This window comes from Psychrobacter sp. ANT_H59, assembly GCF_008369225.1.
Classification (GTDB): Bacteria; Pseudomonadota; Gammaproteobacteria; order Pseudomonadales; family Moraxellaceae; genus Psychrobacter; species Psychrobacter cryohalolentis.
On record NZ_VOBE01000004.1, the window covers coordinates 290477 to 303867 of the forward strand.

11 protein-coding genes are annotated in these 13391 nt (G+C 41.8%); all 11 read right to left on the reverse strand.

The features are described from left to right. Positions 1 to 106: 106 nt before the first annotated feature. Positions 107 to 415, reverse strand: coding sequence for an integration host factor subunit beta (locus FQ083_RS08810; RefSeq protein ID WP_041753160.1), 309 nt, complete (start codon positions 413 to 415; stop codon positions 107 to 109). A gap of 317 nt (positions 416 to 732) precedes the next feature. Beyond that, positions 733 to 2424 (reverse strand): 30S ribosomal protein S1, encoded by a 1692-nt coding sequence (gene rpsA / locus FQ083_RS08815; protein WP_011513998.1) that lies wholly within the window; start codon positions 2422 to 2424, stop codon positions 733 to 735. Between the two features lie 306 nt (positions 2425 to 2730). Further along, positions 2731 to 3489 carry a (d)CMP kinase gene (gene cmk / locus FQ083_RS08820; RefSeq protein WP_133104462.1) on the reverse strand — a complete coding sequence of 253 codons (759 nt, stop codon included), beginning with the start codon at positions 3487 to 3489 and terminating at the stop codon, positions 2731 to 2733. Positions 3490 to 3666: 177 nt separating this feature from the next. Beyond that, positions 3667 to 4260 (reverse strand): tRNA adenosine(34) deaminase TadA, encoded by a 594-nt coding sequence (gene tadA / locus FQ083_RS08825; RefSeq protein WP_133104461.1) that lies wholly within the window; start codon positions 4258 to 4260, stop codon positions 3667 to 3669. Continuing rightward, a complete protein-coding gene (locus FQ083_RS08830) occupies positions 4261 to 4998 on the reverse strand; it encodes a uracil-DNA glycosylase (RefSeq protein ID WP_020443774.1) in 738 nt (245 codons plus the stop codon). It abuts the gene before it with no gap. A 137-nt stretch (positions 4999 to 5135) separates the two neighbouring features. Then, complete coding sequence (clpA, locus tag FQ083_RS08835; protein WP_149409582.1) at positions 5136 to 7673, reverse strand: ATP-dependent Clp protease ATP-binding subunit ClpA; 2538 nt, start codon at positions 7671 to 7673, stop codon at positions 5136 to 5138. Positions 7674 to 8205: 532 nt separating this feature from the next. Beyond that, the gene (locus tag FQ083_RS08840) at positions 8206 to 8613 is read right to left on the reverse strand and encodes an ATP-dependent Clp protease adaptor ClpS (RefSeq protein ID WP_011514003.1); all 408 of its coding nucleotides are present in this window, start codon (positions 8611 to 8613) and stop codon (positions 8206 to 8208) included. Positions 8614 to 8740: 127 nt separating this feature from the next. Next, positions 8741 to 9625, reverse strand: coding sequence for a hypothetical protein (locus FQ083_RS08845; protein ID WP_149409583.1), 885 nt, complete (start codon positions 9623 to 9625; stop codon positions 8741 to 8743). Positions 9626 to 9728: 103 nt separating this feature from the next. Continuing rightward, the gene (argC, locus tag FQ083_RS08850; RefSeq protein ID WP_149409584.1) at positions 9729 to 10796 is read right to left on the reverse strand and encodes an N-acetyl-gamma-glutamyl-phosphate reductase; all 1068 of its coding nucleotides are present in this window, start codon (positions 10794 to 10796) and stop codon (positions 9729 to 9731) included. Positions 10797 to 10888: 92 nt separating this feature from the next. Beyond that, positions 10889 to 12025: a uroporphyrinogen decarboxylase gene (gene hemE / locus FQ083_RS08855; protein WP_133104457.1), complete on the reverse strand. Its 1137-nt coding sequence runs from the start codon at positions 12023 to 12025 to the stop codon at positions 10889 to 10891. A 127-nt stretch (positions 12026 to 12152) separates the two neighbouring features. After that, the gene (proB, locus tag FQ083_RS08860; RefSeq protein ID WP_149409585.1) at positions 12153 to 13325 is read right to left on the reverse strand and encodes a glutamate 5-kinase; all 1173 of its coding nucleotides are present in this window, start codon (positions 13323 to 13325) and stop codon (positions 12153 to 12155) included. Positions 13326 to 13391: the final 66 nt, after the last annotated feature.

A 13391-nucleotide genomic window follows, 5' to 3' on the forward strand; every position in this document is an offset into this window, starting at 1 on the left:
ATACTGATTGAGATTACTACGTCATAAAAGGGTTAGTATAAATAAGAAAAATCGGCTCATACTTTAGTAGTAGATCGGTAGAATATCTTATATTACTTCAACTGGCTTATTGGCCGCCTGCTACTTTTTCGTTTACAGCTTCACGTAATGCCTTGCCTGGCTTAAAATGCGGAATTGCTTTTGCAGGTACTGGTACGCTTTCACCCGTTTTAGGATTGCGACCCATACGAGCACGGCGATGATGAAGACAAAAACTGCCAAACCCACGAACTTCTACTCGACCATCATTGGCGAGCGTATGAGTCATCAAGTTTAATATCTCGCGTACGGCGTCATCGACAACGGTATCTGTCATCGTGTCACAATTTGCACTCAGATTACTAATAAATTCGGACTTATTGATTGTTTGCTGCATTATCATACTTGCCTTGTTCATTGATAGATAAGATGATGGAAATAACTAAAATGATCACCACAGATATTATAAAATATTAGCTGACAACCACGCGATTGTTGACTAAATATCTGTTCATTTATAATGACTTTGATCTGATTTTACATCTCGTTACTCGATGTTGTAAATGATAGCGGATATTGAAGGAAATTGGAAACAAGAGTTCCTCTATCAAGGAAAAAACTGTATCAATTATCGTTAATACTAAAATTTAGCCATAAAAAAAAGCGACCGGAGTCGCTTTCTTTTATAAGATTATAACATTAGCGGTAAATAGCTTACTGCATTTGTTCTTTGATCAAGTCACCAATTGTTTTTGGTTGTGCATCAGAACCAGCAGCAGTACTAGTCGTAGTTGTGCTACTTAACTCTTTAATCGCTTGACGCTCTTCAGCTTCGTCTTTCGCTTTGATAGACAGGCTGATATTACGTGTTTTACGATCAACACTGATGATTTTCGCTTCTACATCATCACCAACAGTTAGATGCTTAGTCGCATCTTCAACGCGGTCACGTTGAATCTCTGAGGCACGTAGATACGCTTCAACTTCATCAGCAAGTTCGATAGTAGCGCCTTTAGCGTCTACTTCTTTTACTTTACCATTAACGATAGCACCGCGGTCATTGTTGACTAGGTATTCGTTAAATGGATCTGAAGTTAATTGCTTCACGCCTAGGCTGATACGATTGGCTTCTGAGTCTACAGACAATACCATTGCTTCAACGGTGTCGCCTTTGTTGTAGTTACGGATAGCATCTTCACCAGTTTCATTCCAAGAAATGTCTGACAAGTGAACTAGACCATCAATACCGCCATCTAGACCGATAAAGATACCGAAGTCAGTGATTGATTTGATCGTACCAGTGATTTTATCACCGCGCTCATGTTTCTTATCAAACTCATCCCATGGATTGGCTAGAGTTTGCTTGATACCTAAGCTGATACGACGACGTTCTTCGTCGATATCAAGGATCATTACTTCAACTTCATCACCCACTTGAACAACTTTCGACGGATGGATGTTTTTGTTGGTATGATCCATCTCTGATACGTGTACTAGACCTTCAATACCTTCAGAGATTTCAGCGAAACAACCATAATCAGTCAAGTTGGTTACACGAGCTTTAACAACGCTACCCACTGGGTATGTGCCGCCAACGTTATCCCAAGGATCAGTACCTAGTTGTTTTAGACCTAGGCTGACGCGATTGCGCTCACGGTCAAATTTAAGTACTTTAACTTTAAGATCTTGACCAACTTCAACAACCTCAGATGGGTGCTTAATACGGCGCCATGCCATATCAGTGATGTGTAATAGACCATCAATACCACCAAGATCAACGAATGCACCATAATCAGTTAGGTTCTTAACGATACCTTCAATCTCGATACCTTCTTCAAGCTTGTTCAATAGCTCTTCGCGCTCAGCTGAGTTTTCAGCTTCCATAACGGCACGGCGACTAACGACAACGTTGTTACGTTTTTGATCAAGTTTGATAACTTTAAATTCTAACTCTTTACCTTCTAGATGCGTCGTATCACGGATAGGACGTACATCTACCAATGAACCTGGCAAGAAAGCGCGTACTGAACCGATATCTACAGTAAAGCCGCCTTTTACTTTGCTAGAAATAATACCTTTTACGATCTCATCATTGTCAGAGATTTTTTCAAGGAAATTCCAAGTTTCAACGCGTTTGGCTTTTTCACGTGACAGTAAGGTTTGACCCATACCGTTATCAACCGCTTCAACCACTACGTCTACTGTATCGCCAACTTCAACTTCAAGTTCGCCTTCTTCGCTTAAAAACTCTTCACGAGCGACGATACCTTCAGATTTTAGACCCGTATCAACAGTGATCCAGTCGTTATCGATGGCGACAACAGTACCAGTAATAACCGAGCCACGCTCGATATCCAGACCTGTTTCTTCGATGCTCGCTTCAAATAGTTCAGCAAATGATTCCATTATGTCTACCTTTGTATAGCCGTATCCTGTCCAGCACAGTACGGATCAAATTTATGACTGTATAAAACGAGAATACTGGTTTTATATCCTATGCAGTCATATATAAAAACGTTTGTTGCTAATAAGCGAATGCCTCAGCAAACTCATTAGCAACAACTGTCTTATATTAAAATGCGTTATATTTTTTAAATTATGACCTTTAAACAGTAGATTCCATTTTTTTCTAAAGATTACTGGCATCTACTACTGTAATTTTATACTAAAATCAATCCTATAGGAAACCTTTTCATACTTACTACCTTGTTATTATTGGCTATTGAAGCAAATACCTTTATCCTGACAATATTGTTTTACTTGCTTATAAACCGCATCAGCATCTAAGTCAGAGCTGTCTAATAATAGCGCATCTGCTGCAGGCTTTGATGGTGCCGTTGTACGGTTTTCATCACGATCATCACGGGCTTTAATCGTCGCTAGAATCGCTTCAAAATCTGCTATTTGACTAGCATTTAGTAGCTGTGTTACACGGCGCTCGGCACGCGCTTCAGCACTGGCAGTCAAAAATACCTTGACGTCAGCGTCTGGAAACACGACTGTACCCATATCACGACCATCCGCAACCAATCCTGAACGAGTTGCCATATCTTGTTGCAGCGTTAGCAATGCTCGACGAACTTTTGGAAATACTGCTATCTGTGATGCGTAACCACCAACCGTTTCATTACGAACTTGCTCACCTACTGCATCACCATTTACGATAATATCGACACGTCCTGATGCATTGTTAGGTACAAAAGCAATCTCTAAGCTTTGAGTTAACGCTAATACAGCCATCTCATCAATGGTTTGGCTTGCATCAGCAGTAATCAATCCAGCTTCAAACGCCTTAAGTCCAACGATACGATATAACGCCCCTGAATCAAGTAGCTGATACCCTAAAGCTTGTGCTAAGCGCCATGTAACTGTGCCTTTACCTGCGCCACTTGGCCCATCAATACAAATAACAGGATAACGCAATGAGGGCTTCTCACTGTTAGTATTCGCGTTAGGGTTGGCAACAGTCATAATACTCACTTAAAGTCGGCAATTTCTACAACCACATAAATAATTATAAAAGTATCAATAAAGCATTTTTCACTTACTTATCAAAGCATTATAAGAAAATCACTCTATTAATAAGTAAATAGGGCGATATTATAGCAAACAAAGCGACCTATCACTAGCAGCAAGAATCATATCTTGTTAATCGCTTATCTTGCGATTGGCTTTTGCCACTTTTCTACGCTGCCGAAAAAAATCTTTGAGCATCTGGCTGCTGTGCTCACGGCACAAGCCTGCATCGACTTGCATACGATGATTATAAAAAGGCTGTTCAGCCAAGTTCATTTGACTACCAAGCATCCCTGCTCTCGGCTCATGCGCTGCATATACTAGCCTATCTACACGTGCATGAATCATCGCACCCATGCACATGGTACAGGGTTCTAAAGTCACATATAAGGTCGTCTTTAGGGGCAAGCGATAATTCTTTAAGCGTGTACAAGCATCTCTTAACGCTACGATTTCAGCATGAGCCGTCGCATCACAGCGTCCAATCGGCTCATTAAACCCCTGACCAATAATTTGCTGGTTATGTACCAACAGAGCTCCTACTGGCACCTCTTCTCTCTCAGCGCCTTGCTTGGCAAGTTTTAGCGCCTCTTTCATCCACTTGATATCCTCAACTGACCAAAATAGAGCTGTTTTAATCTGCTCACCTATCAGCGGATTACCATTAGTAAATGGACTATGTATTAGCTGGTAAGGCACTAAATTAGCGTTTAGAAAATTTTTCATTTACTGTGGTAATTGCCAGTCGATAGGCGTTTGACCATATTGCACCAGATAATCATTGGTTTTTGAAAACGGCTTAGAACCAAAAAAACCACCACGATTAGCAGCAAGTGGTGATGGGTGTACTGCCGTCAAAATCAGATGTTTATCAGTATTGATATACTTGCCTTTTTTCTGAGCTTTACTGCCCCATAAAATAAACACAGTATGTTCAGTCTGCTCATTAATAACATCAATAACCGCATCAGTGAACTTCTCCCAGCCTTGATTTTGATGACTGTTTGGTTCGCCTTCTCTTACTGTCAAAGAGCTATTTAACAATAATACGCCTTGCTGTGCCCAATACGTTAAATCACCATGTGCTGAAGGTTTGATGCCAATATCGTCCGCCATCTCTTTCAATAAATTGTTAAGTGACGGTGGCTTTGGGATCACTTTAGGGACAGAAAAGGACAGCCCCATTGCCTGTCCAGGACGATGATAAGGATCTTGCCCTAAGATAACAACTTTCACCTGTGATAAAGGTGTTAAATTAAACGCATTAAATATCAGCTGTGCTGGGGGATAAATACCATCCTCTGACTGATAGGCTTCTTTTAAAAAAGCTCGCAAGCTATCCATATTGTCAGAAGTTAATTCTTCTGACAACGCCTGCTTCCAATCTTCTGGCAAGCGTACATTGTCGAGAATCGCTTGCTTTTGCGCGACTGTTTTTGTGGGTTGTACGTCAAATAATTCCATGATGAATCCTTTTTTATTTGTTATCAGGATGCGTTAAGGTTGATATTAACAAAATATTAGGGTTGCGTTGTCATATATATTAGCAATAAAAAAACGGTTACCGCAGTAACCGTTTTTATCATAGTGCGAAAAATAACCTAACTGGCTAATGATTCGGAGTCTGGACGTGGCTCATGAGTCTCAACAACAGTCAATATAATACGGCTATCCGCTGACCCTTTATCTGACGACTTATCAAGCTTCACAGTATTACCATCTGATGCCTCTGGCTCCAAGGTTAAATGTACAACCCCACCATTCACTAAATCACCAAATAGAATCATATTTGCCAGAGGCTTTTTGATTTCGTCTTGAATCAGGCGCTGCATTGGACGTGCGCCCATTAAGCGATCATAGCCTTTAGCTGCCAGATAATCACGTACCTCATCATCAATCTCTAAAGTAACTTGCTTATCGTCAAGTTGTACCTGTAACTCAACCAAGAATTTATCAACCACGGATACAACGACTGAGGTATCAAGCGGATTAAACTGGATAATAGCATCAAGACGGTTACGGAATTCCGGAGTAAACACACGCTTGAGCGATTCTGTATTGTCACGGCTATGATCTTGCTGGGTAAAGCCCATAGAAGATCGACTGATACTCTCAGCACCGACGTTGGTCGTCATAATAACAATGACCTGCTTAAAGATAGCAACCCGACCATTATTATCTGTCAATGTACCGTGATCCATCACTTGTAATAACAAGTTGAAGACATCCGGATGCGCTTTTTCGATCTCATCAAACAGTAACACACAATGAGGATGCTGATTGATTTTTTCAGTCAATAGACCACCTTGATCATAACCCACATAACCTGGAGGCGCACCAATCAAACGTGAAGCGGTATGTGCTTCCATGTACTCTGACATATCAAAGCGCACCAGCTCAACACCCAACAGATTTGCCAATTGACGAGAAACTTCCGTTTTACCAACCCCTGTCGGACCAGCAAACATGAATGAGCCGATTGGCTTATCTGGTGCTTTCAGACCAGCACGAGACAGCTTAATCGCATCTGCTAGAGTCGCAATCGCTTCATCTTGCCCAAATACTAGATGCTTAAGGTCGCGATCTAGATGCTGAAGAATACTCTTATCATCACTAGATACTGACTTGGGCGGAATACGTGCAAGCTTGGCAACAATCGCTTCGATATCTGCTACATCAATTTTTATCGGAGCGCGCTTTCCTTTTGCTTTCTTATCAACAGACGATTTTGCACGATCATTGGCTTTTGCAATATCTGCCTCATCCTGCATTTCGTTATCACTATAAGTATCACTGTCGAGACCGTCAATATCAGCCTCAATCTGTGCATCAAACTCTTGCTCTATATCAGCAATAAAACTTTCTTCCGCTTCTATATCGTCTGCATCAGCCACGACCCCTAAACGCTTATAAGCGCCAGCCTCATCAATAACATCAATGGCCTTGTCCGGCAAAAAACGCTCATGGATATGTTTCGCTGATAATTGAACGGCTGTAACCAGTGCTTCATCAGTATAGACAACATTATGGAACTCTTCGTACCGCGGTTTAAGACCACGCAAAATATCAATCGTATCATCAACACTTGGCTCTTTCACGTCGATCTTTTGGAAGCGACGCGATAAGGCATGGTCTTTTTCAAACACTTGACGGTATTCAGTAAAAGTGGTTGAACCGATACAACGCAGTTCACCATTGGCAAGTGCGGGTTTAATCAGGTTGGACACATCCATATTACTGCTCATTGATGAGCCAGCGCCAATGATCATATGAATCTCATCAATAAACAAGATAGCATTGGGTTTTTTCTTTAATGCATCTAATAGCGATTTCATACGTTTTTCAAAATCGCCGCGATATTTAGTACCCGCAATCAATGAGCCAATATCAAGACTATAAATCACGCAACCATTCAGTGGTTTCGGGGCTTTATCATTGATAATCAACCACGCCAACCCTTCAGCAATAGAGGTTTTACCAACACCCGGCTCACCGACCAATAGTGGATTATTTTTGCGGCGGCGACACAAAACTTGCGCGGCGCGTTCAATCTCAGGACCTCGCCCAATCAATGGATCCGTTTTACCTTCAGCAGCACGCTGATTTAAATTGGTCGCAAACTCAACCAATGGATCTTTACTGGTTTTCTCTGAGGCACTACTACGGCGCTCTCCCGTCATAGAAGCACGCGGCTCAGATGGCTCATCTTTATCTTGACCATGTGATAGATACTGAGTCAGCTCAAGACGACTGATGCCCTGTTTTTTGAGCAAATAAACCGCATAAGTATCATGTTCTGAAAACATTGACACCAGAATATCCGACCCTTCAACCAAACGACCGCCACCAATAGACTGCACATGAAAAATTGCCCTTTGTAGAATACGATCGAAGCTTTGGGTCGGCTGCGGGGATTGCTCAGTATCAGGATCGACCGTTGGAGTATGCTTATTAATATAAGCCTCAAGCTCAGTACGTAGTGCTGAGACATTTGCATTACAGGCCGTCAATGTGTTGGCAGCGTGCGTATTTTCTAAGAGTGCCAGTAAAAGATGTTCAACAGTGAGATACTCATGCGATTTTTGGCGCGCAAGTGTCATTGCTAAACGCAAAGAAACTTCAAGATGACGACTTAACATAACGACTTCCTACGGTTATACCTATCTTTATAATTGATAGCTTTATGAATGAGTTAGTAAGTAAATCAGGGCGGTAGATGGATTGTTCAAGGGCAATATGAGTATTATTAAATGACGCTGTTAAATAATGGCTTCTATGGCTTGGCTATGATACTCACTTGTCTTTATCTCAACATGATACTCAGATATAGTCAATCTATTAACACATACTAAAATGTATCGAAGTGTCCCTAGACCATTTTTCAATGATAATATTCATTCAACAATAATAGAGCGCATGTACTAAAGCTACAGACAATTCAAGAATTTGAATAATGTAAAAAGAGAATAAATACAGGCAGTAATGAGAAAAGCGGTTATATAAGAAAGTCTAAGCTAGTTTAAAAAAGAGAGGTGCAGAGCAAGTTTGTGCTTAAATAAACTTGCTCTAAAAACACTAAAAGAATATATTTTATTGAAAATATTAAAGATATATAGGTAGAACATAGTGAGCTGAAGATAAATGAGCGTCATCAAAAATTAGAGTAAGGCTTTACTCGCCTTGATGCGGTTCGATTTGGGTCAATAATGGGTACCCTTCACGATGTGCCAGACTGTTAACTTTTTTGGCCTTGGTCTCAGCAATATCTTTAGGATAAATACCAGCAATACCTTTGCTGCTATTATGAATCGTCAACATAATCTCAACGGCCGAATCCATACTATGACGAAATTCAGATTGTAAAATATAGACGACAAATTCCATCGGCGTGTAATTATCATTATACATCACCACAGCATACATAGGCGGCTTGGCGACTTCCGGCTCTGCTACCAATACATCAGCCTGTGGGGCTGTTTCACCTTCAGGCTCACCCACTTGCGCAAGACGCATGGGTATATGTGGAAAGTGCCAATCTGATGTAATTGGCGTCGCTCTTGCTATCGTTTGTTTTATCATAATTGGAATACAGATGAATCAGTAGGTTTAATGAATGGTTATCTTTAAGAGACTATCAAATCGTTAAAAATAAGGGGTAGCACTAGATATCTGGCTAGCAGCTACGACAACTAATGCTCAATAAGACTTAAGGCTCAATAGGACTTTCATCGACGTCTGGCAAATCTAACAGTGATAATGGCATATTGTCAACTTTAGCACCAAGCTTCCAATCATACAGCTGCTCGACTTCTTGACCAGCGGCTTTCAGATTTAGCTTGATTTGCAATGGCTTGAAACCCGCTGGCATTGTAAAGCGACCACGTATACGCGTCACGCCTTCAATCGTGTAGCTGACGGGCTCTAATGGCACTTCTACAAAATCATCATCATCAAGCAAAGTCAGCGTTGGATTCAAACGTTTGGCTTTACCATCACTTGCGAGCATACCTATATCGAAACCATATTCAAATGCATTTTCAGGTAAGGGCTCAATCTTTGCACCTAGTATCTGTAAAGGCATGCCGCCCTTCTCACTCACAATCTCAGCATAGAGGTCATTCAGCTGCGCTACCTGTCTATTTTCAACCATGATGGCTTGCTGATTTTCGCGTAACTCTTTTAAGTTTGCCAAACTTATTTCTAGCTCTTGTTTAGAAGTAGCAACTTCATTGGTCGCTATTTTATGACTGACGCGTAGATCTTTTAACTCTTGGAGAGACTCTTTGCTGGTAATGACTGCTTGCTGGGTTTCATTTTGCATTGAATAATAGCCACGTTGATAACCAAGTTTGTGACCAAATACTAATGCGACAATTGCTGTCACCAATATCGCAATCACAAATAACGCTAACACCAATGTGGAAGCGCCCTGCTGCGAGCGAGCAATGCTGTAATGCTTCATAACACTACGCTGAGTTTCAGTATTCAGAGATGAACAATGTAAGCTACGCTCCAATTTATACGAAACAGAGTCTTGGCACGATGGGCGTGCTGGCGGTGAGCAAAAGCGTAGTACACTCTTAAAACGCATTTAGGCAGTATCTCTTAACAGGAAAGGCAAGTTATTATAGCGGAATTTATAATCAATACCTAGTATCATAAATGAGGATAATTTAATCACAACTAAACATTTGTTAAGGAACGATGGGCGCAAAATTTAAACCAAGAGACTCATCCATTCCAAACATGACATTCATGTTTTGCACTGCTTGCCCAGCTGCCCCTTTGACTAAATTGTCTTGTACGACAATGACCGTTAATTCGGCACGCTCATTGTCTTGGTGAACAGCAATACGCAATCGATTGCTGGCACGTACACTACGGGTATCGGGATACAGACCTTTTGGCATAACATCTATAAATTGTTCTGATGCATAGCTTTGCTCAAATACTTGTTGCCAATCCACTAAAGCACCTGCATCGGTCAGCTCCATATGAATAGAGCTCAACATACCGCGTATCATCGGTACCAGATGCGGCAAAAAACGAATACGATGGTTAAACTGACTGTCTAGTAATTGGGCAACACCTTGCTCAATCTCTGGCAAATGGCGATGACCTTCAACGCTATATGCCTTAAAATTGTCTGTGCTTTCTGCATAATTCAGTGCAAGACTGGCTTGGCGACCAGCGCCAGAAACACCAGATTTGGCATCGATAACAATGCGTGATTCAATAAACGCTACTGCCTGCTGATTCTGCAAATCTATAATGGGTTTTAAGCCTAAGATAGCTGTAGTCGGATAGCAACCTGGGTTGCCAACCACTAATGCCTCAGCAATTTTGGCACGATTTACTTCAGGCAAGCCGTAAACGGCAGCTTTTAATAACTCAGGACAAGCGTGTGGTTGTTGATACCAGTGCTCAAACTCGCTCAATGACTGCAAACGAAAATCTGCTGCCAAATCAATGACTTTTACCCCAGCTTGAGTCAAAGCCTCTGCTTGCTTCATTGCAACGCCATGCGGCGTGGCAAAAAATACCACATCACATTTTTGCAGTGTCGCTAGCGTCTCGTCCCCTAGATCACTAAACACAATATCTGAGATACCGCGTAAACTTGGGAATATCTCATCAGCGCGAGTGCCCGCTTCGCTACGCGAGGTCAACAAATCAATAGACACTTTAGGATGGGCAGACAATAAACGTATCAACTCAATACCTGTATAACCTGTGCCACCGACAATCGCTGCTGAAATCATAAGATATCCTTTTGTGCCACTTTACTATTACTTAATAAATATGAGATATAAACTCAGTCAAATAACTAAGAACATATCTCAAATCGTACTTTTTAGATTTTATAATCATGTACTGCATCGATGAACACTTTGGCATTGTCAGGATTGACCCACTGGGTAATACCATGACCTAGATTTGCCACATAACCGGTCTTTTCACCGTTAGCATAAGCACTATCGAGCATCGCATTGACTTCAGCACGGATAGTCGCTGGAGAGCCGTACAAAGTTGCTGGGTCTAAATTACCCTGAATGGCTTTGCTACTTTGTAGTTTTTTATGGTGCTTCGTTAACTGACGCTGACTTTCGGTCAAAACTTGACGGGCACGATCAATCGGCATTGTCCAGTCTAAACCCAATGCATCCGCCTCACTATCCGCTTGAATATCAAGCCATAGCCCGCCGCCTTTAGTAAATAATACTACTGGTATTTCAGGATGGCGTACCTTTAACTCAGCGACAATGCGCTTATTATAAGCATGTGAGAAATCAATAAACTGGCGATGACCAAGAGCGCCGCCCCAACTATCAAATATCTGTAGTATCTGTGCGCCTGCCACAACTTGGGCATCCAAATAATCAATAACAGATGTCGCCAATTTATCTAACAATTGATGTAAAAACTCAGGGTTACTATACAAGAAGCCTTTAGTATAGCGATAATCTTTTGAGCTACCACCTTCAATCATATAAGTGGCAAGTGTCCACGGACTACCAGAAAAGCCAAATAACGGCACTTGCCCATTGAGCGCAGTACGAATACTGGTTACCGCACGCATTACGTAGTCAAGAGAATCATTAACATCGAGCACAGGCAATCTATCCAAATCAGCTTGCTGGCGAATAGGATGTTTAAACTTAGGACCTTCACCCGCTTCGAAATAGAGACCCAATCCCATCGCATCAGGAATGGTCAATATATCACTGAACAAAATAGCCGCGTCTAAATCATAACGACGTAATGGCTGTAAGGTGACTTCTGTCGCACGCGCGGTATCTTTACACAGGCTCATAAAATCACCTGCTTCAGCACGGGTCGCTTTATACTCTGGTAAATAACGACCAGCTTGACGCATCATCCAAACAGGTGTGGTATCGATCGGCTCAAAACGAAGTGCTCGTAGCAATCTATCATTTTTCAAAGGCGCAAATTTTTGCTCAAGCGAATTATTATTGTCTGAAGCACTCATGTACAAATCTCCAAAACAGCACTATATGTCACCAAAGCGCATATAACACTGGATAAATTACGTTAAAGGAAAGAATAGCAAAGCGCTTATTATCAAGATATTTATATCTCTATAGATATTAATCTTTTTACATCGTCAATGCTAAGTTATCACGGTGTACCATGACAACACGTTCTTCATTGTTACCAAGGATACGATCGAACTGCTCAGTACGCTCACGAGCAACGCGGCAGGCATCGCGAGAAGAAAAGTTGACTTGACCAACGGCGATACGCTCACCAGTATCCTGATGGACGATTTCGACCACATCGCCTTCATCAAAATCACCACGCACTTCAGACACGCCAACTGGCAACAAGCTTTTTTGATGTTTGACCACCGCTTTTGCTGCACCTGCATCAACAATTAAAGAGCCTGACATACGCAGATGCGCGGCAAGCCACTGTTTGCGAGCAATGATTTTGTCTTGATCATTGGTGGTCAATAAGGTACCAACTGCTTCGCCTGATACCACTCGAGTAATCACATCATCAATAGCGCCGCTCACAATTACCGTCGGACAGCCACCCATAGCAGCAAGACGACCAGCACGAATTTTGGTTAACATACCACCACGACCCAACTTGCCACCATCACCTGCAATATCAAATAAATAATCAGCCATCGCACGCTCTTGACGGATCATTCTGGCATTAGGGTTGTTGCGTGGATTGTCAGTAAAGACACCTTCTTGATCAGTTAAGATAATGTACAAGTCGGCATTGACCATCGCCGCTGCCATCGCCCCTAGAGTATCGTTATCACCAAACTTAATCTCATCAATAGTAATGGTATCATTTTCATTAATGACCGGCAGCACACGCCATTCTAGTAGCTGCGTAAGCGCGCCAGTAGTATTAAGATAGCGACTACGGTTAGACAAGTCATCATGCGTTAGTAGCAACTGTGAGCTTTGAATACCATGTTGAATCAATGCTGACCACCAGGTTTCAATCAAACCCATCTGTCCGACAGATGCACAAGCTTGCAATGCCGCCAGTTTTTTAGGACGCTCCTCAAGATTCATACGCACCACCCCTTCAGCAACAGCACCTGAAGATACGAGCAGCACCTCTACGCCTTGCTTATGGAGTTGCGCGATCTGCTTTGCCCATTCGTAAATGGCAGTTCGATCAAGCCCTCGACCATTATTGGTTAATAACGATGAGCCAATCTTGACAATAACGCGCTGAATATCAAAGTTACGAGCTTGCTCAACAAACCTTGCTTCTTCTATCGTGTTCTCTATGCCAACTGCCATATAAACTCCTGTTGCTATGGTAAATTAATCATGGGGATACATCTAAAAAATATGTGCAAAGACCAA

What these genes read in the sequence shown, in the direction of transcription:
- FQ083_RS08810 (WP_041753160.1), bottom strand. Translation starts at nt 415, where the DNA reads ATGCAGCAAACAATCAATAAGTCCGAATTTATTAGTAATCTGAGTGCA.
- rpsA (WP_011513998.1), bottom strand. Translation starts at nt 2,424, where the DNA reads ATGGAATCATTTGCTGAACTATTTGAAGCGAGCATCGAAGAAACAGGT.
- cmk (WP_133104462.1), bottom strand. Translation starts at nt 3,489, where the DNA reads ATGACTGTTGCCAACCCTAACGCGAATACTAACAGTGAGAAGCCCTCA.
- tadA (WP_133104461.1), bottom strand. Translation starts at nt 4,260, where the DNA reads ATGAAAAATTTTCTAAACGCTAATTTAGTGCCTTACCAGCTAATACAT.
- FQ083_RS08830 (WP_020443774.1), bottom strand. Translation starts at nt 4,998, where the DNA reads ATGGAATTATTTGACGTACAACCCACAAAAACAGTCGCGCAAAAGCAA.
- clpA (WP_149409582.1), bottom strand. Translation starts at nt 7,673, where the DNA reads ATGTTAAGTCGTCATCTTGAAGTTTCTTTGCGTTTAGCAATGACACTT.
- FQ083_RS08840 (WP_011514003.1), bottom strand. Translation starts at nt 8,613, where the DNA reads ATGATAAAACAAACGATAGCAAGAGCGACGCCAATTACATCAGATTGG.
- FQ083_RS08845 (WP_149409583.1), bottom strand. Translation starts at nt 9,625, where the DNA reads ATGCGTTTTAAGAGTGTACTACGCTTTTGCTCACCGCCAGCACGCCCA.
- argC (WP_149409584.1), bottom strand. Translation starts at nt 10,796, where the DNA reads ATGATTTCAGCAGCGATTGTCGGTGGCACAGGTTATACAGGTATTGAG.
- hemE (WP_133104457.1), bottom strand. Translation starts at nt 12,025, where the DNA reads ATGAGTGCTTCAGACAATAATAATTCGCTTGAGCAAAAATTTGCGCCT.
- proB (WP_149409585.1), bottom strand. Translation starts at nt 13,325, where the DNA reads ATGGCAGTTGGCATAGAGAACACGATAGAAGAAGCAAGGTTTGTTGAG.